The sequence below is a fragment of the Pandoraea sp. XJJ-1 genome (assembly GCF_026802345.1).
Taxonomy (GTDB): domain Bacteria; phylum Pseudomonadota; class Gammaproteobacteria; order Burkholderiales; family Burkholderiaceae; genus Pandoraea; species Pandoraea cepalis.
The window spans coordinates 2942797-2967129 of sequence record NZ_CP113827.1 but is presented as its reverse complement, the minus strand read 5'-3'; the positions used below and the strand labels follow the sequence as shown (position 1 = coordinate 2967129).

General features: G+C 63.5%; 20 protein-coding genes, 1 tRNA gene and 1 pseudogene. 9 read left to right on the top strand and 13 right to left on the bottom strand.

What is annotated here, in order from left to right; all coding sequences use genetic code 11:
• Positions 1-37 precede the first annotated feature (37 nt).
• The 4 genes from OYT13_RS13425 to mfd all read right to left on the bottom strand — a co-directional run bounded on the left by OYT13_RS13425 (position 38) and on the right by mfd (position 7484).
• Positions 38-1066 (bottom strand): threonine/serine dehydratase, encoded by a 1029-nt coding sequence (locus tag OYT13_RS13425; RefSeq protein WP_017234073.1) that lies wholly within the window; start codon positions 1064-1066, stop codon positions 38-40.
• A gap of 101 nt (positions 1067-1167) precedes the next feature.
• Entirely contained in the window at positions 1168-2454 is a 1287-nt protein-coding gene (locus OYT13_RS13420) for an MFS transporter (RefSeq protein ID WP_268566372.1), read from the bottom strand.
• 190 nt (positions 2455-2644) lie between these two features.
• Entirely contained in the window at positions 2645-3862 is a 1218-nt protein-coding gene (gene argE / locus OYT13_RS13415) for an acetylornithine deacetylase (RefSeq protein ID WP_017234075.1), read from the bottom strand.
• A gap of 157 nt (positions 3863-4019) precedes the next feature.
• Positions 4020-7484, bottom strand: coding sequence for a transcription-repair coupling factor (mfd, locus tag OYT13_RS13410; RefSeq protein WP_268566371.1), 3465 nt, complete (start codon positions 7482-7484; stop codon positions 4020-4022).
• 108 nt (positions 7485-7592) lie between these two features.
• Here mfd and ispD point away from each other — a divergent pair, with 108 nt between their 5' ends.
• Both ispD and ispF read left to right on the top strand, forming a co-directional pair.
• Entirely contained in the window at positions 7593-8315 is a 723-nt protein-coding gene (gene ispD / locus OYT13_RS13405; protein ID WP_150550100.1) for a 2-C-methyl-D-erythritol 4-phosphate cytidylyltransferase, read from the top strand.
• A gap of 100 nt (positions 8316-8415) precedes the next feature.
• On the top strand, positions 8416-8901 hold the full coding sequence (ispF, locus tag OYT13_RS13400) for a 2-C-methyl-D-erythritol 2,4-cyclodiphosphate synthase (RefSeq protein WP_150564489.1): 486 nt from the start codon (positions 8416-8418) through the stop codon (positions 8899-8901).
• A gap of 149 nt (positions 8902-9050) precedes the next feature.
• Here ispF and OYT13_RS13395 read toward each other — a convergent pair whose 3' ends face one another.
• The 4 genes from OYT13_RS13395 to ompR all read right to left on the bottom strand — a co-directional run bounded on the left by OYT13_RS13395 (position 9051) and on the right by ompR (position 12665).
• Entirely contained in the window at positions 9051-9578 is a 528-nt protein-coding gene (locus OYT13_RS13395; RefSeq protein ID WP_017234079.1) for a carboxymuconolactone decarboxylase family protein, read from the bottom strand.
• 61 nt (positions 9579-9639) lie between these two features.
• A complete protein-coding gene (locus tag OYT13_RS13390) occupies positions 9640-10188 on the bottom strand; it encodes a peroxiredoxin (protein WP_017234080.1) in 549 nt (182 codons plus the stop codon).
• A gap of 230 nt (positions 10189-10418) precedes the next feature.
• Complete coding sequence (locus OYT13_RS13385) at positions 10419-11759, bottom strand: ATP-binding protein (protein WP_268566370.1); 1341 nt, start codon at positions 11757-11759, stop codon at positions 10419-10421.
• 180 nt (positions 11760-11939) lie between these two features.
• The gene (ompR, locus tag OYT13_RS13380; RefSeq protein WP_017234082.1) at positions 11940-12665 is read right to left on the bottom strand and encodes an osmolarity response regulator transcription factor OmpR; all 726 of its coding nucleotides are present in this window, start codon (positions 12663-12665) and stop codon (positions 11940-11942) included.
• Positions 12666-12834: 169 nt separating this feature from the next.
• On the opposite strand from ompR, the gene OYT13_RS13375 reads away from it, so the two are divergent.
• The 3 genes from OYT13_RS13375 to OYT13_RS13365 all read left to right on the top strand — a co-directional run bounded on the left by OYT13_RS13375 (position 12835) and on the right by OYT13_RS13365 (position 16382).
• Positions 12835-13164 (top strand): hypothetical protein, encoded by a 330-nt coding sequence (locus OYT13_RS13375; protein WP_039830366.1) that lies wholly within the window; start codon positions 12835-12837, stop codon positions 13162-13164.
• A 111-nt stretch (positions 13165-13275) separates the two neighbouring features.
• Entirely contained in the window at positions 13276-15024 is a 1749-nt protein-coding gene (locus OYT13_RS13370; protein ID WP_268566369.1) for a DUF1800 domain-containing protein, read from the top strand.
• A 131-nt stretch (positions 15025-15155) separates the two neighbouring features.
• Positions 15156-16382 (top strand): DUF1501 domain-containing protein, encoded by a 1227-nt coding sequence (locus OYT13_RS13365; RefSeq protein ID WP_268566368.1) that lies wholly within the window; start codon positions 15156-15158, stop codon positions 16380-16382.
• Positions 16383-16520: 138 nt separating this feature from the next.
• Here OYT13_RS13365 and OYT13_RS13360 read toward each other — a convergent pair whose 3' ends face one another.
• A complete protein-coding gene (locus OYT13_RS13360) occupies positions 16521-17396 on the bottom strand; it encodes a squalene/phytoene synthase family protein (protein WP_268566367.1) in 876 nt (291 codons plus the stop codon).
• A 316-nt stretch (positions 17397-17712) separates the two neighbouring features.
• Here OYT13_RS13360 and OYT13_RS13355 point away from each other — a divergent pair.
• Positions 17713-17799 (top strand) — tRNA-Leu (locus OYT13_RS13355).
• Positions 17800-17903: 104 nt separating this feature from the next.
• On the opposite strand, the gene OYT13_RS13350 is transcribed toward OYT13_RS13355, so the two are convergent.
• The 3 genes and pseudogenes from OYT13_RS13350 to OYT13_RS13340 all read right to left on the bottom strand — a co-directional run bounded on the left by OYT13_RS13350 (position 17904) and on the right by OYT13_RS13340 (position 20227).
• A complete protein-coding gene (locus OYT13_RS13350; RefSeq protein ID WP_150562912.1) occupies positions 17904-18206 on the bottom strand; it encodes an addiction module antidote protein in 303 nt (100 codons plus the stop codon).
• Positions 18207-18211: 5 nt separating this feature from the next.
• Positions 18212-18364: pseudogene (locus OYT13_RS13345) on the bottom strand (type II toxin-antitoxin system RelE/ParE family toxin); the annotation flags it as partial.
• Between the two features lie 183 nt (positions 18365-18547).
• The gene (locus OYT13_RS13340) at positions 18548-20227 is read right to left on the bottom strand and encodes an ABC-F family ATP-binding cassette domain-containing protein (RefSeq protein WP_017234090.1); all 1680 of its coding nucleotides are present in this window, start codon (positions 20225-20227) and stop codon (positions 18548-18550) included.
• Positions 20228-20632: 405 nt separating this feature from the next.
• On the opposite strand from OYT13_RS13340, the gene OYT13_RS13335 reads away from it, so the two are divergent.
• The 3 genes from OYT13_RS13335 to map all read left to right on the top strand — a co-directional run bounded on the left by OYT13_RS13335 (position 20633) and on the right by map (position 23237).
• Positions 20633-21994 (top strand): HipA domain-containing protein, encoded by a 1362-nt coding sequence (locus OYT13_RS13335; RefSeq protein WP_268566366.1) that lies wholly within the window; start codon positions 20633-20635, stop codon positions 21992-21994.
• A gap of 158 nt (positions 21995-22152) precedes the next feature.
• Positions 22153-22407: a ParD-like family protein gene (locus OYT13_RS13330; RefSeq protein WP_026131976.1), complete on the top strand. Its 255-nt coding sequence runs from the start codon at positions 22153-22155 to the stop codon at positions 22405-22407.
• Positions 22407-23237 (top strand): type I methionyl aminopeptidase, encoded by an 831-nt coding sequence (map, locus tag OYT13_RS13325; protein ID WP_017234093.1) that lies wholly within the window; start codon positions 22407-22409, stop codon positions 23235-23237. Before OYT13_RS13330 ends, map begins: the two co-directional genes overlap by 1 nt.
• A 37-nt stretch (positions 23238-23274) precedes the next feature.
• Here map and OYT13_RS13320 read toward each other — a convergent pair whose 3' ends face one another.
• On the bottom strand, positions 23275-24102 hold the full coding sequence (locus OYT13_RS13320) for a hypothetical protein (protein WP_268566365.1): 828 nt from the start codon (positions 24100-24102) through the stop codon (positions 23275-23277).
• Positions 24103-24333: the final 231 nt, after the last annotated feature.

The following is a 24333-nucleotide window of genomic DNA, read 5'->3' as shown; positions in this document are numbered from 1 at the left end:
TGCGGCGTGATGCCGTGCGAAGGCAGCGCGACGCCGCTCAGCCGTTCGCTTCCGCCGCGAGGGCGGCTTCGATGTGCCGGTTGAACGTTGCCGTGTCGGTATTGGTGCCGCACAGCAGGACGCCCACGCGTTTGCCCATGAGCTTTTCGCGCAGGGGCCCCATCAATGCGGCGGTGGCAGCGGCACATGCCGGCTCCACGGCGAGCTTCAGTTGGCGGAACAGCGTGAGCATGCCCGCGCGCATCTCGTCGTCGGTGACGGTGACCAGTTCGTCGATATGGCGTCGGCACAGCGTGTAGCTGTACAGCTCGGTGTGCGGCGCCATCAGGCTGTCGGCAATGCCGCTCATCGGCCCCATCTTGACCGGACCGCCTGCGGCGAAGCTCTGAGCCATCGCATCGGCACCCGCCGGCTCCACGCCATACACCTGCACGTGCGGGGCGAACAGCTTGAACGCTGTCGCCACCCCGGCAATCAGCCCGCCGCCACCGATGGGCACGATCACGGCGTCGAGGTCGGGGGCTTGCTGCGCCCACTCGTAACCGAGCGTGGCCGTGCCCAGCACGGTGCGGTAACCGTTGAAAGGATGCACGAAGTAACGGCCTTCCTCCTGCTCCACGCGCTTGACCACCTCGAACGCTTCATGCACGTTCTCCGCCAACATCAGATCCGCGCCGTATTCGCGGCACAGGGACGAGCGTGCCGGGCTGGCGGTCTTGAGCATGACCGTCTTGGCCCCGACACCCATCGCGCGCGCGGCATAGGCGACCGCCACGGCATGATTGCCGGCGGATACGCACGTCACGCCCGCTTCGCGCTGCGCTTCGTCGAGCGAGAGCAGGTTCGAGAACGCGCCGCGCGCCTTGAACGTCCCCGACGCCTGCAGCAGCTCGTACTTGAACGTCACCCGCGTGTCGCCCAGCGTCGGAAAGTCGTTGCGCGTGAACACTGGCGTGGTTCGCACATAGGGGCGCAGCTTTTCGTGGAGTTCGGCAATGGCGTCCCGGGTCGGAACGGGTTGCGTGTCGATGGTTTCGGCGTGCGGGGCAGGGGTCAGTTGCGTCACTTGGACAGGGTCTCCGTAGTCGTGGAATCCCCGGGGACGGGCGCACACCGGTGAACGCATGTGCGCCTCGGCGCCCGGGGGGCGCTGGGCCGTCGCTGAAATCAGCGCAGGCCGAGCTTACGGGTGCGCAGCAGCGCGGTAATGCTGATAAGGGCAGCGAAAATCAGATAAAAGCTCGGCGCGAGCTTGTTGCCGGTAGCGCCGATGAGCCACGTGATGATGAACGGGGCGAAACCGCCGAACACCGTTGCTGCGATGTTATACCCGAGCGAGAGGCCGGTGGTGCGCACCTGCACCGGAAACAATTCCGTGAGCAGGGCGGGCAGGGCGCCGAAGTACGTTGTCATCAGCAGGCCGAGCACGATCTGGAACACCATCAGCGCGCCGAACGTCGGGTGCGCATCGAGCAGGCTGAACATCGGGTAGACCAGTACCAGCAATGCCACGGCGGCCGTGAGCATCGGTTTGATCCGGCCATGCGTATCCGACCAGTGGCCGACGATGGGCGCCACGATCAGTTGCACCACGCCGGTGAGCAGTACCGCCGAGAACGCGGCCGACGACGGCAGGCCCAGTTGCTTCACGGCATACGTGGGCATGTAGAGCACCAGGTACGTCGCCACGGTGGCCATCACAACCACGCCAATGGCGAGCAGCAGCCGTTCCTTCTGACTCGCGAACGTGTCGCGCAGCGGGCTTTGCGTGGGCTCGATGTCGAGGAACTCGGGCGTCTCGTCCAGACGGCGGCGAATGTAATACGCGACCGGGCCGATCAGCAGGCCGAAGAAGAACGGCACGCGCCAGCCCCACGACATCATGGCCTCCGGCGACAGATTACCGGTCAGCAGCGCGCCGAACCCCGCGGCGAGCAGCGTGGTCAGCCCTTGCGAGGCGACCTGCCAGCTAGAGAAGAAGCCGCGGCGTTTCGGTGCGTGCTCGGCGAGAAACGCAGTGGCGCTGCCGAATTCGCCGCCCGCCGAGAAGCCCTGCACCATGCGGGCGATGACGATGCCGACCGGTGCCAGCACGCCGATGGTGGCGTACGTGGGCATGAGCGCGATGAGCAGCGTGCCGACCATCATCATCAGAATCGACAGGGTGAGGGCCGCCTTGCGACCGGCGCGGTCGGCATAGGCGCCGATCACAATGGCGCCCAGCGGCCGCATGAAGAACGACACGCCGAACGTACCGAGGGTGAGCAGCAGCGATACCGTGTCGTTGCCGGTCGGGAAGAACAGTTTGGCGATGGTCACGGCGAAAAAGCCGTACACCACGAGATCGAACCACTCGAGCGCATTACCGATCGAGGCCGATACGATCACACGCCACGCGTGCGGGGAAGTGCGGGCGGCCGGGGCCGTCGCGTTGGGGGATGCGCTTGCGCTCATGGGCGAGATCTCCAATACCTGTCTGGCGTACGTGATTGTTATCTTGCGGAGGAATGTCCTGTGCGCCCTTGCGATAGGCGTCTGCTACTGCGTAAGGCATGTTGCAAGGCAACGGGCCGCATCCGGCAGTCGGAATACGGCCCCGTCAAACGTTCGTCGACGCGCCGGCCTGCGCGAGTCGGGCGTGGGTTCAGACGCCGACGGTGTTGCTGTGGATCAACTTGCGCAGGAACGATTCGCACTGCGCGATCTGTTCGAGCGACACGAACTCGTTGGGCTTGTGGGCTTGTTCGATATTGCCAGGGCCGCACACAATCGACGGCACGCCTGCGCGTTGGAACTGACCGGCTTCGGTGCCATAAGCGACCTTGCGCTTGTCGGTGTCCTTGGTCAGCGCGCGCACGAGTTGCGTGATCGCGTCCTGCTCCGAAGCGTCCAGTGCCGGGGCCGCGGCAATCCGCTTGAACTCGATACCCGCGTTCGGGTGCTCTTTCTGCATCTTCGGGATCAACTCGTCCGTGGCGTATTGCTGAATGCGCTGGAAGATCCCGTCGGCATCCACGCCCGGCAGGTTGCGGTATTCGAAGACGAACTCGCACAGCGCCGGAATCGTGTTGAGGGCGATACCGCCCGAGATCGTGCCCGTCTGCGCCGTGGTGAACGGCACGTCGAACAACTCGTCGAACGGACCGTTCTGCTTGAAGTGATCGGCCAGATCGCGGATGTAGCAGATCAGGCGCGCGGCGTATTCGATCGCGTTCGAGCCCTTCGGCGTGAGCGACGAGTGCGCCGCATGACCGCGCACACAGCACTGGTAGGCGTTGATGCCCTTGTGAGCGACGATCACGCGCATGCTCGTCGGCTCGCCGACGATACAGCCGTCCGGGCGAATACCGCGCTCACGCAATGCGGCGAGCATGACCGGCGCGCCCACGCAACCGATTTCCTCGTCGTAGGAGAACGCGAAATGGAACGGCGTCTTGAGTTTGGCGTCGCGCATTTCCGGCAGCAGCGTCATGACCGAGCCGATGAAGCCCTTCATGTCGCACGTGCCGCGGCCGTACAGGTTGCCGTCGCGCACCACTGGCTTGAACGGATCGGTGTCCCATGGCTGACCGTCGACCGGCACCACGTCGGTGTGGCCCGAGAGCACGATACCGCCCTGGGTGTTGCCATCCGCGGCCGGCAGCGTCACGAACAGATTGGCCTTGCGCTGGGTGGCGTCGTAAGACAACCACGGCTCGACGCCAGCGTGCTTGAGGCTGTCGCGCACCGTCTCGATCAGGCCGAGGTTCGATTCGCGGCTGGTGGTGTCGATGCTGACCAGCTTCGTGATCCAGTCGAGCGATGCCGGCTGGGCCTCGTTGGCAACCTGCGGGGCGATGGCTTGGGGGGAAGCGCTTGTCATTCGAATCTCCGGGAATCTCCAGTCATACGTCGCTACGTACCGGTACTGGGGAAATATTACTCAAAAACAATTTAGACGTAAAAGGTTGAGTGAACAACCATTCCCGCCTTGTGGGAAAAGACGTGCCGGGCTTGGGTTGCCCCGGGGCATGCGAGCGTCAGGCCGCTTTGGCGTTCGGCGTGCCGAGCGCGCGCAGTGTCTCCTTGATCGCGCGGACGCGGTCGGTCAGTTGCACGTGCTTTGCTTCGATGCGCAGCTTGTCCTGTCCCGCGAGCTTGATATGGCGATGCGTCTGCACCAGCGCGATGATGCGCATCGGATCGACGGGCGGGGTCGGCTCGAATTGCAGGGCAATGGCGTCTTCGCTCGCGTCGATCTTGACGATACCCAGTGGCTTGGCGAGCAGTCGCAGGCGGTGCGTCTCGATCAGCGCCTGCGCCTGTTGCGGCAGCTTGCCGAAGCGATCGACGAGTTCTTCCTGGATCGTGTCGATGGCGTCGGCGTGGGTGCCGTTGGCCAGGCGCTTGTACAGCGAGAGGCGCTCCTGTACGTCGCCGCAGAAGTCGCTCGGCAAGATGGCCGGGACATGCAGATTGCTCTCGGTGGTCGCCGAGAGCGGTGCGGTGAGATCCGGTTCACGTCCGGCTTTCAGTGCGCTCACGGCGTCGGCCAGCATGTCGGTGTAGAGCTGGAACCCGATGTCGTGAATTTCGCCCGATTGCTTGTCGCCCAGCACTTCACCCGCGCCGCGAATCTCCAGGTCGTGCATCGCGAGATAGAAGCCCGCGCCGAGTTCTTCCATCTGCTGAATCGCTTCGAGACGCCGCTGTGCCTGCTTGGTCAGCGCCTTCGGATCGTGGACGAGCAGATAGGCATAGGCCTGGTGGTGCGAGCGCCCGACGCGCCCGCGCAACTGGTGCAATTGCGCCAGACCGAACTTGTCCGCGCGATGCATCAGAATCGTGTTGGCGGTCGGCACGTCGATGCCGGTCTCGATGATGGTGGTACACAGCAGCACGTTGGCGCGCTGCGAGACGAAGTCGCGCATTACGCGTTCGAGATCGCGTTCGTGCATTTGTCCGTGCGCCACGACGATGCGGGCCTCGGGCACCAGGGCTTCCAACTGTGCCTTGCGGTTCTCGATGGTTTCGACTTCGTTGTGCAGGAAGTACACCTGTCCGCCGCGCTTGAGTTCGCGCAGCATGGCTTCGCGGATGACGCCATCCTCTTCGCGGCGCACGAAGGTCTTGATCGCCAGACGCTTCTGCGGTGCCGTCGCGATGACGGAGAAGTCGCGCAGGCCTTCGAGCGACATGCCGAGCGTACGGGGAATCGGGGTGGCGGTCAGGGTGAGCACGTCCACCTCGGCACGCAGCGCCTTGAGGGCTTCCTTCTGCCGCACGCCGAAACGATGTTCTTCGTCGATGATGACGAGGCCCAGACGCTGGAACTGGATGTCGTTCGACAGCAGCTTGTGCGTGCCGATCACGATATCGACTTGTCCCTCGTTGATGGCCTTCACGCTCGCGTTCACTTCCTTGGTCGTCTTGAAGCGCGAGAGTTCGGCGATGCGTACCGGCCAGTCGGCAAAACGATCGGAGAAGGTTTGCGCGTGCTGTTCGGCGAGCAGCGTGGTCGGGGCCAGCAAGGCGACCTGCTTGCCGTCGAGCACGGCAATGAAGGCGGCGCGCAAGGCCACTTCGGTCTTGCCGAAGCCGACGTCGCCGCACACGAGGCGGTCCATCGGACGGCCGCTCGTCATGTCACTCATCACGGCCGCAATGGCGGCCGCCTGATCCGGCGTTTCCTCGAAGCCGAAGCTATCGGCGAACTTCTCGTAGTCGCGCGGAGACAGTTCGAACGCGTAACCGGAACGCGCAGCACGACGGGCGTACAGGTTGAGCAGTTCGGCCGCGGTATCGCGAATCTGCTGCGCCGCCTTGCGCTTCGCCTTTTCCCATTGGCCCGAGCCTAGCGAGTGCAGCGGTGCGGTATCGGGATCGGCGCCGCTGTAGCGCGAGATCAGATGCAACTGCGAAACGGGCACGTACAGCTTGCTGTCGCCCGAATATTCGAGATGCAGGAATTCGGTCTCGCCTTCGCCGAGATCCATGCTGACCAGGCCCTGATAGCGACCGATGCCGTGCTGGCTGTGAACGACCGGGTCGCCCACCTTGAGTTCGGCCAGATCCCGCACCATCGAGTCGACCGACGTCGCTTGCTCCTGGCGGCGCTTGCCAGCGCGGCGTGCGAGGCCTTCGTAAAGCTCGTTCTCCGTGATGAAGGCGAGATCTTCCGTCGGCAGCAGGAAGCCTGCGGCCAGCGGGGCGATGCCGATGGCAAAGCGAGCGTCGGATGTCAGGAAGTCTTCGAACGACTCGACGGACGATGGGCGCAGGTCATGGTCATGCAGCAGTTGCAGCAGCGTCTCGCGACGACCGGCCGAGTCGGCGCACAGCAGCACGCGGGCTGGCGTGCGGGCGAGGTAGGCGCGCAGGGCGGCCAGCGGGTCGTCGGCACGACGGTTGATGGCCAGTGCCGGCAACGGGATGGCCCAACTGCCGTCGCTCGGCGTAGGCAGCGTCAGGCGGGCGAACGGCTTGGCGAGCGTGAAGAAGTCCTGATCGAGCAGGAACAGTTGCTCGGGCGGCAGCACCGGCCGCTCGCGATCGTGCGACAGGAAGTTGTAGCGTTGACGCGTGTCGTTCCAGAAACGGTGGATGGCCGCGTCGAGATCGCCGACGAACACCAGTTGGGCGTCGGCGGGCAGATAGTGGAACAGGGTGGCGGTTTCGTCGAAGAACAGCGGCAGGTAATACTCGATGCCGGCCGACGGCACGCCGCTGCCGATGTCCTTGTAGATCGGGCTGCGGGTCGGGTCGCCTTCGAACACTTCGCGCCAGCGCCCGCGAAAGGCGGTGCGGGCCGCGTCGTCGAACGGGAATTCGCGCCCGGGCAGCAGGCGGACTTCCTTGACCGGATACAGGCTGCGCTGCGTGTCGGGGTCGAACGCGCGAATGCTGTCGACGGTGTCGTCAAACAGATCGAGACGATACGGCAGGGCTGAGCCCATCGGGTACAGGTCGATCAGTCCGCCGCGCACACAATACTCACCAGGCCGCATCACTTGGCTCACATGCTCGTAGCCTGCCAGCGTCAGTTGCGACTTCAGGCGTGCTTCGTCGAGCCGCTCGCCCTGCGTGAAGAAGAACGTGTAGGCCGCCATGAAGCTCGCGGGGGCCATGCGGTAGAGCGCAGTGGTGGCGGGCACCAGGACGATGTCGCAGCGCTTCTCCCCGAGGTCGTGCAGGGTGGCGAGCCGTTCGGAGACGAGATCCTGATGTGGCGAGAACGTGTCGTACGGCAGCGTTTCCCAGTCGGGCAGCAGCCGCACTCGGGCGTCGGGCGCGTACCACGTGAGTTCCTGCTGCAGGCGCAGGGCATCGGTGGCCTGGGCGCACACGACGGCGAGCAACGGCAGGCGCTCGCGGTTGTCGTTGAAATAGCGGGCGATGAGCAGGGCGTCGCTCGACGCGTGCGAGCCGGCAAAGGCGTAACGCTGTCCCGCTTTCACGAGCGGCACAGGCGCGGTATTACGGGATAGAGCGTTGGCGGCGGACATAGAGGAACGTTGCAGAAATGGCAAAGCACGGGGCTCCTTTCGCATGGGGCCCCGTGACAGTCAGCGTCTATTATAAAATCCCTGCTTTCCTCTTACCTGCGTTTTATTGTGAGCGACCGACTTTTTGCCGTCATCCCGTGTGCCGGGGCGGGTGTACGCGCCGGGGCCGACGTGCCCAAGCAATACCGAAGCGTGGGCGGACGCGCCATGCTGCACTATGCGCTCGCCGCGTTCGACGCCTGCTCCGAGTTCGCTCAGACCGTGCTGGTGCTGGCGCCTGACGACAATCATTTCGACGGCAGGCGCTTCGGTCCGCTGCGTTTTGCGGTGCGACGTTGCGGCGGGCCGTCGCGGCATGCGTCGGTGCTTGGCGGGCTGCAGGCGCTCACCGAGTTCGGGGCGCAGGACAGCGACTGGGTGCTGGTGCACGATGCGGCGCGTCCCGGCATTACGCCGGCGCTGATTCGCGCGCTGGTCGAGGCGCTGCGCGACGATCCAGTCGGCGGCATCCTGGCCTTGCCCGTGGCCGATACGCTCAAGCGCGAGCAGGCGCCGACGGCGAAGGGTGGGTTGGCGGCCGTGCAGGCGACCGAGTCGCGCGACGGCCTTTGGCAGGCGCAGACCCCGCAGATGTTTCGCCTCGGCATGCTGCGTCACGCGCTGGAAGACGCGCTCGCCTCGGGGGCCGAAGTGACCGACGAAGCCAGCGCCATCGAACGGATCGGCCACGCGCCGAAGCTCGTTCGCGGCAGCCTGCGCAACTTCAAGGTGACCTATCCCGAAGATTTCGCGCTCGCCGAGGCCTTCCTCGGCGCTGCCAAGTCCGTGTGAGGGCTCGGCATGCGCCGCAGCTCCGAAACGACGCCCCGCATTCTTTCGCATTTGGCGACTCTCCATGACTGAACAAGCTGTTTCTCATTCCCCGCTCGCGATGTTGTCGAAGCTGCGCATCGGCCAGGGCTACGACGTGCATGCCCTCGTGCCGGGACGCCCGCTCGTGATGGGGGGCGTGACCATCCCGTTCGATCGCGGCCTGCTCGGCCATTCCGACGCCGACGTGCTCCTGCACGCCATCACCGATGCCGTGCTCGGCGCGGCGGCGCTGGGCGACATCGGACGCCACTTTCCCGACACCGATCCCACGTTCAAGGGCGCGAACAGCGTGGTTTTGCTCCAGGAAGCCATGCGGCGCGTGCGTGAGCAGGGCTATGAGGTCGTCAACGTCGACTGCACGGTGATTGCGCAGGCGCCGAAGCTCGCGCCCCATATTGCCGCGATGACGCAGTCGATTGCCGACGCGCTGGGCGTCACCGTCGGTCAGGTGAACGTGAAGGCGAAGACGAACGAAAAGCTGGGCTATCTCGGCCGTCAGGAAGGGATTGAAGCGCAGGCGGCAGCCCTGCTCGTGGCCGGCTGAGGTGATAGCGGCGCTGCACGCAACGCGGTGACGCGCGGGCAGCACAATCCATCACGCACAACGGCGCTACCGGTTGAACCCGGTAGCGCCGTTGTCGCTTTGGCGGTTTGCGCCGGCCTCGGCGCGTGGGTGCTTCAGCGCTTGCGGACTCAGGCAGCCTCGGCGGCGATGACTTGGGCGGCGGCATTGACGACGGCGGCGATACGGCCGACGTCACGCAGTTGCGCGGTACTCATCCCGTGCTCGGCGGCGAGCAGGTGGGCGTGCGACTTCACACAGAAGTGGCACTTGCCGATGATGGATGCCGCCAGTGCATACATCTCGAAACGACGTTGATCGACGCCCCCGCGCGTGGCGTAGCCGTTCATGCGAAGCTGGGCCTTCTCGTTCTTCAGTTCGGCGTTGTCGGCCATCTCGAGATACGGATACCACGTGTTATTCATGCCCATGAGCGCGGCAGCGGTCAACGCGCCTTCCAGCTCTTCGGGAGCGAGTACGCCCGATTCGCGAATCGCCTTGATGATCGGCTGGCTCTTGGCTGCAAAGGCAGCGGCGAGGGCTACACCAACGGCGTCGTTGCCTTCCAGCGAGGAGCGGGCGATGGTGCCGTCGAGGTTCAGGCGGATGTCCTTGGCGTAGTCAGGGATTTGCGCCTTAATCGCGGTGATGAATTCCATAAATTTCTCCTATTGCTTTGGGCTGAAAAAGCCCGCTTTCGCGGGCTTCACAAGACGACGCTTACAGCGTTGCACCGCCAACAGCGCGGTTGCACGGGCAGAGTTCGTCCGTTTGCAGACCGTCCAGAATACGCAGCACTTCTTCCGGGTTGCGACCGACGTTCAGGTTGTTCACCGAAACGTGCTGGATGACGTTGTCCGGGTCAACGATGAACGTGGCACGCAGGGCCACGCCGGCGGCCTTGTCGCGCACGCCGAGTTGGTCGATCAGGGCACCGGTCGTGTCGCCGAACGAGTAGTGATTCAGCTTGTTCAGGTCCTTGTGCTCACGACGCCATGCCAGCTTCACGAATTCGTTGTCGCCCGAACCGCCGAGCAGGACAGCGTCACGCTCTGCGAAGTCGTTGGCCAGCTTGCCGAACTCAACGATTTCGGTCGGGCACACGAAGGTGAAGTCCTTCGGGTAGAAGTAAATGATCTTCCACTTGCCGGGGAACGAGGCTTCGGTGATCGTTTCGAAAGCCGAGACGCCGTTTTCTTCGTGGTTGTTGAAGCCAGGCTTGGCAGCTTCTACCGAGAATGCTTCGAGTTTGTCGCCGACAGTCTTCATCGATTGACTCCTAAATTAGTGCGGTTTAAGTCGAGATGTCGCTGGGACATCGCAACCAGCAACTGACCGAAATCTGCTGATCCCGATCAACCTATGCATCATACGCTATCGAATAATCGACAGCAATAGTTTATTTTTATTTTGGGGATAGTTAAAACAAATCCCGTCGATAGGATCGTGCTCAACATTGGGCGGGCAAGCCTTGAGCATAGACAAAATTCCGCAAACCGTTATTTAGCAAGCGGAAATGACACGGTGATTTCAAGGCCGGGACCCGGCCGTACATTGTGCAGCGAGGCGTGACCTTTGTAGCGTGTGGCGATGCGCTGAACGATCGCCATGCCGAGGCCGGTGCCGTCTGCCTTCGTGCGGGCGGTGTCCACCCGATAGAAGGGGCGGAAGACCAGAGTGAGTTGGTCCTCGGGAATGCCCGGGCCGGTGTCGCGCACGCGCATCTCGACGCGTTCGCCGAGAATGCGCGTCGTGATGTGGACGTTGGCGACATTGGTGTCGGCGTCGCGGCCATATTTACGCGCGTTCTCGATCAGGTTCGTGAGCAGACGCTTGAGGTCGGTGCGTTCGGCAAGTACCGGGGCGGCGTCGGCGAGTTCGGTGCTCAGGTTCAGGTCTTCGCGGCCCTCGAAGGCGAGTGCCGTATCGCGGACGATGTCCGACAGATCGAGCGACTGCATCGTTCGCGATGCCGGCCGGGCGTAATCGAGGAATCGGCCGATGATGTCGTCCATCTGTTCGATGTCGCTGATCATGTCGCGCTTGACCGATTCGTCGGACGGACTCATCTCCGTTTCCAGTCGCAGCCGTGCCAGCGGCGTGCGCAGATCGTGCGAGATGCCCGCGAGCATCAGCGCCCGGTCGGCGTCGAGGCGTTCGAGTTCCTCCACCATCTGATTGAAGCTGCGGTTGGCCTCGGCGGCCTCGCCCATACCGCGCTCGGGGAGCGGGTCGGGGCGTTGTCCTTCGCCGATGGCGCGGGCTGCGTGGGCAAGCCGGGCGAAGGGTCGGTTGACGAGCGCGGTGATGAACGCGGCGCCGATGAGCGAGAGGGCCAGCGCGAACGTTCCCCAACTGAAGAGTTGAAGGCCGGTGGCCGTGTCGATCCGGTCCTGTTCGATGGCGACCCAATAGTCGTCTTCATCGATCTTGAAGCTGATCCACATGGCCGGAATCTCGTTGACCGAGGCGGCGATGACGGTGTCTGTCCCCAGCCGGCGCTGCACGTCGCGCACGATCAGGTCCTGGACCACGCCGCCCGGCTGTTTCTCGATCTTGTCAGCCGGCTCGCGTGGGTACACGCGAATCCCTTCGTTGCTCTCGAGATCCTGCAGTAGGGCGCGACGCAGATCGGGCTCCGAGTAGAGCAGCGCGGTGCGCGTCAGCTTGACGATCGATACGAGCTGCTGCGCGACACGTTGCGCGCGCGGCTCACGCTCGATCACGCGAAAGCTCTGGTACCAGGCGGCCAGGCTGACGCCGATGAGCAGTGCAATGAGGAAGAAGGTACGCCAGAACAGACCGCCGAACAGCCCGCGTACCATCCGGATCGGATGCATGGGGTTGCTCCGTCTAAAGCGTGACTTGCGCGAGTCGGCAGACCCGACGTGCTGGATGGCGAGTGTCCGGACGAGAGACGCGGTACGCCGTTGGATGCGGCGTGAGACGCGACGCAACGCCGGTGGGCGAGCGTGTCGCGACCGGCGTTGTTTTGCTGCTTGAGACGCAATGGCGGAGGATCACGCGCCGCCGTCCGGAATGAACACGTAGCCGAGGCCCCACACGGTCTGGATAAAACGTGGGCTGCCCGGATCCGGTTCGATCAGCTTGCGCAGACGCGAGATCTGCACGTCGAGGCTGCGATCGAACACTTCGTATTCGCGCCCGCGTGCCAACTCCATCAGCTTTTCGCGCGACAGCGGCTGGCGCGGATGACGCGCGAATACCTTGAGCACCGAGAACTCGCCCGTCGTGAGCGCGATCTCCTGGCCGTTCTTCGTGAGCGTGCGCGTGGCGAGGTTCAGGGAGAAGTCGCCGAACTCGAACGTTTCCATGGTTTCACTGGGCGCGCCGGGGAGTTCGGGCGGTGCCTGACGGCGTAGCACGGCGTGAATGCGCGCGACGAGTTCGCGCGGATTGAAGGGCTTGGGCAGGTAATCGTCTGCGCCCATCTCGAGGCCGACGATACGGTCGACATCCTCGCCTTTGGCCGTTAACATGATGATCGGCGTGCGGTCGTTGGCGCCACGCAGGCGGCGACAAATCGACAGACCGTCTTCACCGGGGAGCATCAGATCGAGCACGAGCAGATCGAAACGCTCGCGCACCCAAAGCTTGTTCATGGCCGTTGCATTTTCCGCCACGAAGACATTGAAACCCTGTTCCCCGAGGTAACGACGAAGCAGGTCGCGCAGTCGCGGATCGTCGTCGACAACCAGAATTTTGGGAGAGTTTTTGTTTTCCATGCCACGTATCTTAGCCCGAAATGTTACGAACTGATGGGGCCGCCAAAGCGGGTTACAAAGGGTTACACAATTTACCCTACAGCTTGCGCGCTGACCATAGGCTGTGGGTACACTTGCACCCCTGCCAGGGGGAAAACCTGCCGCACGGCATGAAGGACATACGCACAAGATGAGATGGGCTGCTGAGTGGACGCTACTGATCGGGGGAATCATGCTCTGGGGACACCTGGGCGTGACGTATGCCCGTCCTGTCGCGCATTTCAGTGCGCAGCTGCATCGGGTGAGCGCCCCGCGCTTGCACCACGCGGGGCCTGCGCCGTCGCCCCGCAATCCGACGAAGCGTGAGCCGTCGCAGAACGATTCCGGTGCTGCGCGCCGCAACGACGAATTTCCCCCCGCGCCGCCGGGCCGCCGTCCCAATGGTCATATGTCGCCGGAAGACCGGCGCCTGCTACGGCAACATATTCAGGACGCCGTGCGCGAGTTGTACACTCACTAACGATAAAGACGCGCGCGCTCATGGCTGATGGTTCATGGATCAAGAGGGCACCGCAGCGTCGCCAAACGCTTCCCAAAAACGCCAATGATGTCACGATGACGCGAGCGTCCCATGAAGCCCACCCCAAACTTGCCAGCCTGCGTCGACGCCGGCTTTTTTTGCGCCTGCCGAAAGGGCATTGAGGCGACGAACGGTGTCACGGCGATGATCGCCGTGCTGCGTCGCCTGCCGTCGTCAATGTCGTGGATGCCTGGGCGGCTGACGTCTGGTGTGCTTGCCATCCTGTGGCTGGCGTGGCCGCTCGTCGGTCACGCGTTGTCGACGCGGCCTGCCGGCGCGGCGCATGCGGCGAGTGCGACGGCGCCACGCGCAACCGGGGCCGCCGGTGCTGCCGATGCATTTGCCGATCGCGCTACGCGCCCGCTCACCGCCGGCGACGCGCGCTACTTGCTCACGCGCACCGGCTACTCGCCTGACGCGCGCGAACTCGCCCCGTTCGTTGGACGCACGCGTGCGCAAGCCGTCGATCTTCTGTTGTCGCGAGCGCGCCGCATGGCCGTGACGCCGCCGCCCGCCTGGGTTGAAGATCCGCCGCTGTATGGCGCGCCGGTCAAGTCCATGACGGCCGAGCAGCGTCGCGAGCTGAACCAGCGACGCAACCGTATGGCGGCGTCGCTGGCGGCATGGTGGGCACAGGAGATGGCCACGACGCCGTCACCGCTCACGGAGCGCATGACGATGTTCTGGCACAACCACTTCGTGTCGAGCGACGACAAGGTGCGTGAGCCCGTCATGCTTTATCGGCAGAACGTCTTGCTGCGCGCGAACGCGCTCGGCAACTTCGGGACGCTGCTGCATGCCGTGTCGAAGGATCCGGCCATGCTGGTTTATCTCGATGGCGCGGGCAGTCGGAAGGGGCGGCCGAACGAGAACTTCGCGCGTGAAGTCATGGAGTTGTTTACGCTCGGCGAAGGACATTACACGGAGCAGGATGTGCGCGAGGCGGCGCGCGCCTACACCGGCTGGGGCATCGATCGGGCGACGATGACGTATGTCTGGCGCCCCAACCTTCATGATGTGGGCACTAAGACGGTGCTGAACCAGACCGGCGACTTCGATGGCGACCAGATGCTCGACATCCTGCTGGCGCGTCCGGAGACGGCGACGTTCATCACTGGCAAGTTGTGGCGCGAATTCGTGTCACCGACTCCGGATCCGGTGCAGGTGGCGCGTATCGCGAACCGCTTTCGCGCGAGCGGCTACGACATTCGCGTGACATTGCGTGCGTTGTTGCTGACCCCCGCCTTCTGGGACGCCCGAACCCGCGGGACGTTGGTCAAATCGCCGGCTGAATTCGTGACCGATACGGTGCGCGAGTTCGACATCGGCTACGACGATCCGCTGCTGCTGGCGCGACAGATGCGTGTTCTCGGGCAGGACCTGTTCCGTCCTCCCAATGTGAAGGGATGGCCGGGCGGCGACGCGTGGATTGACAGCACCACGTTGCTTGCGCGCAAACAGTTTGTCGAGCGCATGTTCCGCGCGACGGAGAACGCGAATGCGGGAGGGGCGTCGATGGTGTCGCCGACCGTGTCGATCTCTGCTCGAACGGGTGTACAGCGCATGGTGTTGGGAGCGGTGCCATCGATGCCGAGAACGGTAGCGGGGGTGCGCTTCGATCTGTCGCGCTGGCTGCAACCTTACGCGCTGGAGCCGGTCGATGTTCCAGACGCGGCGTCGCGCGAGGCGTTGCAGCGGGCCGTGCTGCCCCTCAAGCCTGCGGCGATGCAACCCGCCGGCGTGAACAGCACGGCCTACTTGCAGGGGTTGTTGATGGACCCCGCGTATCAGTTGAAGTGATGACGTGATAGCGCGTGGTAGGGCAGGCGCGTCACTCAACGACCGCTCCGCAGGGTTGCGAAGTGGGCCGAGTGGCGTGAGGAGAGCCGTGACGAGTGGCGGGACGAGAAGTGGGCCGAGAGAGGTGTGAGATGCGTCGACGCAATTTTCTGACTTTTGCAGGGGGGCTTGGTGCGGCGTGGCTGGCGCCGATGCCCGTGTTGGGCGCTGCACCTAACTTGTCCGGGACACGGACGGGCACCGGCGGTAACTACGGCAATCTGCTGATCCTTGTCGAACTCAAAGGCGGAAACGACGGGTTGAACACGGTCGTTCCATATGCCGATCCGCTTTATGCCGCTTTGCGCCCCAGCATCGGGATTGCACGCGATCACGTCGTGCAACTTGATGAGCGAAGCGGTTTGCATCCGGCGATGGGGGTGTTGTTGCCGATGTGGCGGGCGAACGAGTTGGCGATCGTGCAGGGGGTGGGGTATCCGCAGCCGAACCTGTCGCATTTCCGGTCAATCGAGATATGGAATACGGCGTCGCGTTCGGACGAGTATTTGCGCGACGGCTGGTTGTCACGTGCCTTCGCGCAACGGGCAGTGCCCGCAGGATTCGATGCCGATGGCGTGATCGTGGGCAGCGCCGAGCTAGGGCCGTTGGGCGGCGGCGCGAGTGCGGTGACGCTGACCAATCCGGCGCAATTCCTGCGGGAGTCCAATCTTGTGTCGGCGAATGCGGCACAGGTGAGCAATCCTGCGCTGGCGCATGTATTGCGGGTGGAGAACGATATTGTCAGGGCGGCGAACGGGTTGCGTCCGCGCCAGGGCCAGTATGTGTTGCGCACGCCGATGCCGGCGGGGGCGTTCGGCAATGGGGTGAAAACGGCGCTGCAGGTGGTCGCGGCGGCCGATTCGTCGGCGGGCGTGCCGCAGGCGGGGCGTGGGGTAGCGGTGGTGCGTTTGACGCTTACCGGGTTTGATACTCATCAGAATCAGCCGGGACAACAGGCGAATCTGTTGCGTCAGTTGGCGCAGGGGATGATGGCGTTGCGGGCCGGGTTGATCGAGCTGAACCGCTGGGAGTCGACGATGATTGTCACGTATGCGGAATTTGGTCGGCGCGCGCGACAGAACCAGAGTCAGGGGACGGATCACGGCACGGTGGCGCCGCACTTCATCGCAGGCGGTCGCGTGCGAGGGGGGCTGTACGGCGACGTGCCGCGTTTGGACCGGCTCGACGGCAACGGCAACCTGCCGTTCGCCGTCGATTTCCGCGAGGTATATGCGACGGTGCTGCAGCGCTGGTGGGGGCTTGACCCGCAGCCGGTGCTGGGTGGCCCGTTCAAGCCGCTGGACGTGTTGCGGGCATGATGCGCAGAGGTTGGCGGACTTGAGTGGCTGCGTGGCTATGTGACTGATTCGTTTTGTCGCTATATCGCTGTATCGCTGTGCCGCTGCCGGGGGGCGACGCGACGTTGTGAGCCGGGGAGGGATATCCGCCGGCGTGCGTCAGCGTGCGCGCCAGGCACGCCAGAATTTGCGCAGCGGGGTGAGATCGATGCGTTGATGCAGCACTTGGTAGTCGCTGGCGGCGACTTCGTCCATCAGAGCCAATTGCAGCGCGGCGAGGGCGAGGAGCGGCCTTTGCTGGCGACGATCCCGTGCGGGCATGGCCGCTGCCGCCTCGCTGATGGCAACGCGCGCGCGCGCGTGCTGAAACTTCATGAGTTCGACGAACGCGGGGGAGTACTTGCCGTTCTGGAGATCGGCGGCGGTCACACCGAATTGCTGCAGCTCGTTGATGGGGAAGTAGACATAACCGGCACGGGCATCGACGCCGGCGTCGGTGATACGTCGACCGAGCGTGATCGCGTGGCCGAGCGCGTGGGCGCTGGCGGGCGTTTGCGGGTCGTCGAAGCCATAGACATGGGCCGCGAGCACAGCGGGGGCACCGCCGGCGGCGTCGCAATAGTGGGAGAGGCCTGCGAAGTCGAGATAGCGCATCTGGGCGAGATCCATCTCCGCGCCATGCAGGACGGCGTCGAACGTGGCGTGGGCGAGGCCGCGCTGTTGGACGACGGGGGCAAGCGCGCGGGAGACGGGGTGCGCCGGCGAACCGGAGAAGAGCCGCGCGAGTTCCTGGCGCCACCAGTCGAGCTTTGCGTGGGCGACGCCGGGGTCATGCACGGCGGCGTGGATATCGGCGATTTCCTGACAGAACGCGTGGGCGGCGTAAGCGGCGTCGCGCTGGGACGGCGGTAGCTGGAGTAGTGCGTAATAGAGGGCGGAGCCGGGAGGGCCGGCTTTCTGGCGGCAATATGCGTTGGCCTGAGCGGGGCTGGCGGGGGTGCCGGAAGTATCGTCGGCGGTCTCGTGGGGTTGCATGCGAATGGGGTATCGGTTGGGTCAGGTGCCCGGGTGCCGGTGCGCGGGCGCGCCCGTGGGACAGATGCCATGAATTGGGGCGAATTCTAGCATTGAGGGGTTGGCGGTGCCGGTGGCGTTGGCGCGGAAAGGGCGGGGCGGCGTTGATGCGGCATGAGATTGCCGGTGAATATCACTTCGTGTAGAATTCTCGCCTGCTTTGACGCATGCGAGCGGGGCGGCGACGAGTCGCCCTTTTTCATGTCCGACAGGACGCATGCCGTCGACCCGATGCTGGGGTGTCGTGCCTGACCAGGGCGACCGACGCCCACGGGCTGCGAGGATGGCGAAATTGGTAGACGCACCAGGTTTAGGTCCTGACGCCCGCAAGGGTGTAGGGGTTCGAGTCCCCTTCCTCGCACCAACTCCCCGTTTTGGCATCGGTTACGTAGGTCTCACTTCTTCCCGGAAAATCTCGCAAACGCTCGCTGAATAAGGCGGAGCGGGGGCTGGGAGTCCTCGCTCGTATCAGGCGTGAATAGCTCGATCTGGCATCGTCGACAGCTTGATGCCCAGCGCATGCATGACGCGCAGTATCGTGGAGAAACGCGGCTGTGCGTTTGGGGCGAGTGCCTTGTAGAGACTCTCTCTGCCGAGCCCTGCCGCGGTTGCGACTTGCGTCATGCCTTTCGCTTTGGCAACGTCTGCAATCGCGGACAGAAAGATCGCCGGGTCATTTTCTTCGAGCGCGGCGTTGAGGTATTCGGCGATCATTTCGTCGCTGTCCAAATACTCGGAAGCATCAAAGCGTGTGATGTCGGCTTTACTCATTTCGATCACTCCTTCGTGGTGGTTTCCCACAGTGCCCTGGCCCGCGCGATATCGCCTGGCTGAGTCGACTTATTCCCTCCGCACAAAAGCAGGTAAGTGATCTCACCCGCTTGCCCGTAATACACGCGGTATCCCGGACCAAAGTCGATTCTCATTTCCCAAAGCCCAGCCCCAAGCGATTTCGAATCGCCAAAGTTGCCGAACTCTGCGCGCTTAAATCCCGATGCAAGACCAGAAGCTTAGAAAGTGCCAACGCCGCTGAGGTTACTGGCGAGCAAATGGTAGCGGGTCTGGTGCCCGCTTCGCCGCCCCTGCCACGTCCACCGCCCACCTCGGGGAGCTCAGGCGATGACCGGCTGCTCCGCGGCAGCCTGCTCGCGCATGCGACGAGCTTCGTCGCGCAGGAACTGCTGGTAATCGTCCAGATCGCCGTCGAAGGGCTCGACGCCGCCCTTGGTGACCAGCCAGAACTCATCACACACGGCGCGCAGGAGCGCCCGGTCGTGACTGACCAGCATCACCGTACCCTCGAATTCGTTGAGCGCCACGGCGAGCGCTTCGCGTGTGGCCAAGTCGAGGTGGTTGGTCGGCTCGTCCAGCAGCAGCAGGTTGGGGCGCTGCCACACGATCATGCACAACACAAGCCGCGCTTTTTCACCGCCGCTCATCGTGCTGACCACCTGATGGACCATGTCACCACTGAAGTTGAAGGTGCCGAGGAAGGTCCGAAGCGATTGTTCTGTGCCACTCTGGCCCGGGGCGCGCATGTGCGTCGGTGTGTCCCTGGCAAGGCGAATCATGTGTTCCATCGGCGTGTCGAGCGGACGCAGCACGTCGAGTTCCTGCTGTGCGAAGTAGCCGATGTTCAGGCCCTTGCCTTCGCTGATCTCTCCGTCAATCGGCGCCAGCGCGTGCGCCACCGTCTTCACCAATGTGGACTTGCCTTGGCCATTGGCGCCAAGAATCCCGATGCGCTGCCCCGCCAGCACCGAACGGTTGATGCCCCGCACGATGACCGTGGGCGGCGTGCCCGGCAGCGCGCCGGTCGGCGCGGGGTAGCCAAAGCTTGCGTCCAGCATCGACAACAGCGGGTTCGGGACGTTGAGAGGTTCCTTGAACTCGAAGTTGAACTCGGCATCGGCAAGCACCGGTGCGATCTTCTCCATCCGTTCGAGCGCCTTGACCCGGCTCTGCGCCTGTTTCGCCTTCGAGGCCTGAGCCTTGAAACGGTCGATGAATTTCTGTAGGTGGGCCATCTTCTCCACCTGCTTGGCCATCGCGGCCTGCTGCAACACGAGCTGCTCAGCGCGCATGTCTTCGAACTTGCTGTAGTTGCCGCCATAACGCACCAGCTTGGCGTTGTCGACGTGCACCGTCACCTGCGTCACTGCATCGAGGAATTCGCGGTCGTGGCTGATCACGACAAGGGTTCCCTGATAGCGCTTGAGCCACGCTTCCAGCCAGACCAGCGCGTCGAGGTCGAGGTGATTGGTCGGCTCGTCGAGCAGCAGAAGGTCGGATGGGCACATGAGCGCGCGCGCCAACTGCAGTCGCATGCGCCAGCCGCCGGAGAAACTGCTGACCGGCTGGCTAAGCTGCGCCGCACTGAAACCCAGACCCAGGATCAGCGCTTGGGCACGTGCGGAGGCATCGTGCGCCCCGGCGTCGTGCAGGCTCATGTAGGCGTGCGCCATGCGCATGCCGTCGTCGCTGGCCTCGGCGGCGGCCACTTCTGCCTGCGCGGCCAGCAGCACGGTGTCACCCTCGACAACGAAGTCGGTCGCGCCCTGCTCGGTCTCCGGCATCTCCTGCGCGACCTGGCCCATCTTCCACGTAGTGGGAATCGAGAACTCCCCGCTGTCTTCATGCAGCGTGCCGTTGAGAAGACCGAAGAAGGAGGACTTGCCGGCACCATTGCGGCCAACGAGGCCAATTTTTTCGCCGGGGGCGAAGGTGACGGACGCGCGGTCGAGTACGACATTGGCGCCGCGGCGCAGCGTGAGATTACGGACGGAAATCATAAGGGGCTACTTCAGGGAGGACTGGCATGATAGCCGACCGGACGTGCAGGGCGTCGATTTTCTGATCCGCTTGCGCTTTGCTTAGCGAGCGAAATAGTGGGGAATGACAGCGCTTGGCCAAACCCGGAAGGTCGTCATCAGAATCTCCCAGGCATTTAAGAGGGCTCCATTCGCTCAAGTGTTTAGGTCCCGTCAAATCCCGAGGTGGTTCGCGTTCGACGCCCCTCGCGTCGCAACAACGCTGCTTCCGCGCGGCATTTGAGGGCTGCCCGGGTCTTGCTGGGGGAAGTCCAGCCAGCACCGCCAAGTGACGCCCCGGATACCCTGCCAAGCATCGGAAATCTGCGTTTGTGCTATTCTTGAACTATTCATGAATTATTTAATTTGCCGCGAAATGGGGGGCATATGGCTGATGAGCTGCTTCGTGTGGACGAGATGTGTCGTCTGCTGCGGCATGAGCCACGGACGGCGCAAGACATCATGTCGGCGTTGTCCATCAGCCAACCGACGCTATCGCGAACGATTCGGGGAGCCTCCGAAGTATTCACGAGCTTCAGGGTTTCCGGTGAAAGAACGCCAAAGTATGGCCTGTTAAGGCAGCTTCCAGGGGGGCTCAATCCGCGACAAACGGTATATCGCGTGTTGACCGACGGGGCGATCGAGCCGTTTGCTGGCGTCGAGTTCTTCAGTGGTGGCACCACCCTGGAAGTCTCCGGTCACGCAAACACGCTGTACGACGGTTTGCCGCCATACATGGCGTTTGTTTCCCCCTCGGGATTTCTCGGTAGAGAAGTCGCTCGGACGGCGGCGCTGGAAATGCACTTTCCAGAGAGCCTTAGAGACTGGCGCGACGAACATCGCATCGCCTACCTTTTTACGCGAGGACTGAACCTGCCCGGGAATCTGGTGTACGGGGACACGTCCTTGCAGAAGGAGATGGAGTTTCGTCAGCTTCTGCCAATCCCGTCCGAGCAAAAAACAGAGCAGTACGACGGCATGGCCAACCAGCTCAAAGACGCCGCGTTTGGGTCGAGTGCTGGCGGAGAACAGCCAAAGTTTCTCGCACTCACCGAAGACGCAGGGCATGTGATCGTTAAGTTTGCCAGGCGGGGGAGTCGCATGGCCGACCTCCTTTCGTTGGAGCAACTGGCGTCGCAATCGCTTCGCGTCGCCTCGGTGCCGGCCGCGGAGTCGACGATCATCGCTTCGGATGATTATGTTTTTCTGGAGGTGCGGCGCTTTGATCGTGTGGGGCGCCATGGTCGTATCGGGATGCTGTCCGCAGGGGCCGTCGACGACGAGTATTTCGGGAAGCGCGACACATGGTCGGAATTTGCGGCGCGCTGCGAGCAGGCGCGATACCTCTCCGAGAACGATGCATCGACGATTCACGTCATGGCAGCGTTCAGCGAACTTATCGGGAACGGAGATAGGCACTTCGAGAATATTTCAGTGCTTTTGGACGAGCGCGGGAGGTTCGATCGCGTGGCGCCGGCGTATGACATTCTGCCAATGCGTTATGCGTCATTGGGGGGAGGCGTGGATCCCGATCTTTTGCCGATCACCCCGAAAGTCGGCACTATCGGCGCAAGGCCGTTCGTGTGGGGCAGGGCGATCGAGGCAGCCAACGCATTTTGGGCAAGTGTTGCGCAAAGCGATTCCCCGTTGATTTCTCGCGAGTTCAAAGCGCTTGCGCTAATCAATCTGCAGGTGGCGCAGGACTTCATCGCGCCATTGGTGCCTGGCGGGCGCAATGCCAACAGGTAACGTCGCTTTGAATCCCCTAGGGGAAGGGGACAGTTACGTGTCAGATTCTCGTTGCCACCGCGCGATTCATGTATCGCCACTTGCGGCCGCGGGCGACAACCGGGCACAGGTCTGGTAATATACGTTTCATAGCCATTTCGTATATAAAGGTCCCCAACATGGGTATCGTCAAGATATCGGAGCAAATGCACGCGGCGTTGCGAAACACCAGCGGCGCGCTCAGCCGCTCGATCAACGCGCAAGCCGAGCACTGGCTGCGCGTCGGCATGCTCGCCGAACTCAATCCCACGCTGAGCTACGGCGACATCTGCCGCAAGCTCATCGAATCCGATGGCGTCCAGACCGGTGAGGTCGAGGTCGCCGCTTCCCCAACATCCGGTGCCCCCGTCACCGTATTCAACAAGGTGGCGTAATGGTGCGCGAACGCGTTGTCATCCGATCCCAAGAAGAAATTGCGCTGTCGCGTCGCGCAGGCGACATGGCCGCGCAGGTGCTTGCGATGATTGCCGAGCACGTCAAGCCCGGCGTCACGACCGATGCGCTCGACCGCCTCTGTCATGATTTCATCGTGGACGAACTGAAGGCGATTCCCGCCAATATCGGCTATCACGGCTATCCGAAGACCGTGTGTGCGTCAGTGAATCACGTCGTCTGTCACGGCATTCCCGGTGAAAAGACGCTGCATGACGGCGATATCGTGAACATCGACGTCGCCCTCATCAAGGACGGCTGGTTCGGCGACACGAGCCGCATGTATTACGCCGGCAAGCCGAGCATTCTTGCCAAGCGTCTGGTCGATACGACCTTCGAGGCGATGCTCGCAGGCATCCGGGCCGTGCGTCCGGGTGCAACGCTGGGTGACGTCGGCTACGCGATCCAGACGGTGGCGCATCGCGAAGGCTTCAGCATCGTGCGCGACTATTGTGGGCACGGCATCGGCACGACCTATCACGACGATCCCCAAGTGCTGCACTACGGGCGTCCGGGTACGGGGCTTACGCTGCGCCCCGGGATGATCTTCACCATCGAACCGATGGTCAATGCCGGCAAGCCGGACACGAAGCAACTGGCGGATGGCTGGACAGTCGTGACGCGCGACCGTTCGTTGTCTGCCCAGTGGGAGCACATGGTGGCCGTGACGGAGACTGGTTTCGAGGTGCTCACGCAATGGCCCGACGGCCTTGGCGAGTACGCTCGCTTCGGCACGCTCGACGGCAGCGCGGCAACCGCCAACGCCGCCTGACAATGGATGGCAGCGGCTGGGGCGCGCTGTGCGCGCCTCAGACGTCGTCCGGTGCGTCGTCGAGCGTCAGCAGTTGATTGGCGAAGCGACGGTACAGCCATGCGGCGCTCCCCGTGGAGACCGCGATCCATGCCACCGACATCACCGTTTGAAGCACTAGCGTGCCGAGCGCTACCGACTTGGCGGCCGGCGCGACGCGCAGCAATGCGGTGAACAGGGCCGTCGCGACAATGCCCGCAATCATCAACGGCAACACCGTCCCTATCGTTGTGCCGAACATCGTCCAGAAGTGCCCGCGCGAATCCTGCCAAGCGGCGCGCCAGCGCTTGCTGCGTCCCGCGCCAATCTGCGCAAAGATCAGCGATACGCGCGTCAGCACGTAGAGCACCGTACAAATCAACAGCACGCAAAACGTGGCAAGCCCGGCATACGAATTGCCGTGTCCCGTCGCCCGCAGCGCCAGCATCGCACCGACGCCGACGATCAGCCAAACCGTAGCGAAGCCGACGAAGACCTGGGTCGATGTCCAGAGATAGCGCCAGAGATCGCGCCCATACCACCGGCCTTGCCGTGCGGCGTCGGGGCCGAGAATCGTGTAGCGAAAGACATGGATGACGAGCACGGAGAACGCGACCACATTCACGAAAAAGACGCCGAACGACATGAGCGCAATGCGCAGACGGTAGAGGGCGGGTTCGCCGACTTGCGATGCGGTCCGTGCGAGCTGATCGAGCGAAACGCTAAGTCCAGACGTCACGAGGAACACGACGGCAATCGCCAGGCATAGCCATGGCCGTTGGCGCAACGCGTTGAAGCCGTCGCGCCATGCCCCCTTGAAACATTGTTTGAACGCGATCGGTTCCATGCTCTCCCTTGAGCGAATTTCGCTTCGTTAAACGAAGCACTGCGGCGTCGGTACGTCACGCTGCCGCCATTCTTGCAGATCGGCTCACGACTGACAATTGCACGCAGGGAGGGGGTGTCCGGCGGCGCCAGCACCACGACGGGCGTCGGATCAAGGTGGGGCGGAGGAAGCTACGCCTGCGCTGCTTGATGCGCATCGCAGGCGTTTGATGCTCAGTGCTCAGTACCTGGC

What these genes read in the sequence shown, in the direction of transcription:
- OYT13_RS13420 (WP_268566372.1), bottom strand. Translation starts at nt 2,454, where the DNA reads ATGAGCGCAAGCGCATCCCCCAACGCGACGGCCCCGGCCGCCCGCACT.
- argE (WP_017234075.1), bottom strand. Translation starts at nt 3,862, where the DNA reads ATGACAAGCGCTTCCCCCCAAGCCATCGCCCCGCAGGTTGCCAACGAG.
- mfd (WP_268566371.1), bottom strand. Translation starts at nt 7,484, where the DNA reads ATGTCCGCCGCCAACGCTCTATCCCGTAATACCGCGCCTGTGCCGCTC.
- ispF (WP_150564489.1), top strand. Translation starts at nt 8,416, where the DNA reads ATGTTGTCGAAGCTGCGCATCGGCCAGGGCTACGACGTGCATGCCCTC.
- OYT13_RS13395 (WP_017234079.1), bottom strand. Translation starts at nt 9,578, where the DNA reads ATGGAATTCATCACCGCGATTAAGGCGCAAATCCCTGACTACGCCAAG.
- OYT13_RS13390 (WP_017234080.1), bottom strand. Translation starts at nt 10,188, where the DNA reads ATGAAGACTGTCGGCGACAAACTCGAAGCATTCTCGGTAGAAGCTGCC.
- OYT13_RS13385 (WP_268566370.1), bottom strand. Translation starts at nt 11,759, where the DNA reads ATGCATCCGATCCGGATGGTACGCGGGCTGTTCGGCGGTCTGTTCTGG.
- ompR (WP_017234082.1), bottom strand. Translation starts at nt 12,665, where the DNA reads ATGGAAAACAAAAACTCTCCCAAAATTCTGGTTGTCGACGACGATCCG.
- OYT13_RS13375 (WP_039830366.1), top strand. Translation starts at nt 12,835, where the DNA reads ATGAGATGGGCTGCTGAGTGGACGCTACTGATCGGGGGAATCATGCTC.
- OYT13_RS13370 (WP_268566369.1), top strand. Translation starts at nt 13,276, where the DNA reads ATGAAGCCCACCCCAAACTTGCCAGCCTGCGTCGACGCCGGCTTTTTT.
- OYT13_RS13365 (WP_268566368.1), top strand. Translation starts at nt 15,156, where the DNA reads ATGCGTCGACGCAATTTTCTGACTTTTGCAGGGGGGCTTGGTGCGGCG.
- OYT13_RS13360 (WP_268566367.1), bottom strand. Translation starts at nt 17,396, where the DNA reads ATGCAACCCCACGAGACCGCCGACGATACTTCCGGCACCCCCGCCAGC.
- OYT13_RS13350 (WP_150562912.1), bottom strand. Translation starts at nt 18,206, where the DNA reads ATGAGTAAAGCCGACATCACACGCTTTGATGCTTCCGAGTATTTGGAC.
- OYT13_RS13340 (WP_017234090.1), bottom strand. Translation starts at nt 20,227, where the DNA reads ATGATTTCCGTCCGTAATCTCACGCTGCGCCGCGGCGCCAATGTCGTA.
- OYT13_RS13335 (WP_268566366.1), top strand. Translation starts at nt 20,633, where the DNA reads ATGGCTGATGAGCTGCTTCGTGTGGACGAGATGTGTCGTCTGCTGCGG.
- OYT13_RS13330 (WP_026131976.1), top strand. Translation starts at nt 22,153, where the DNA reads ATGGGTATCGTCAAGATATCGGAGCAAATGCACGCGGCGTTGCGAAAC.
- map (WP_017234093.1), top strand. Translation starts at nt 22,407, where the DNA reads ATGGTGCGCGAACGCGTTGTCATCCGATCCCAAGAAGAAATTGCGCTG.
- OYT13_RS13320 (WP_268566365.1), bottom strand. Translation starts at nt 24,102, where the DNA reads ATGGAACCGATCGCGTTCAAACAATGTTTCAAGGGGGCATGGCGCGAC.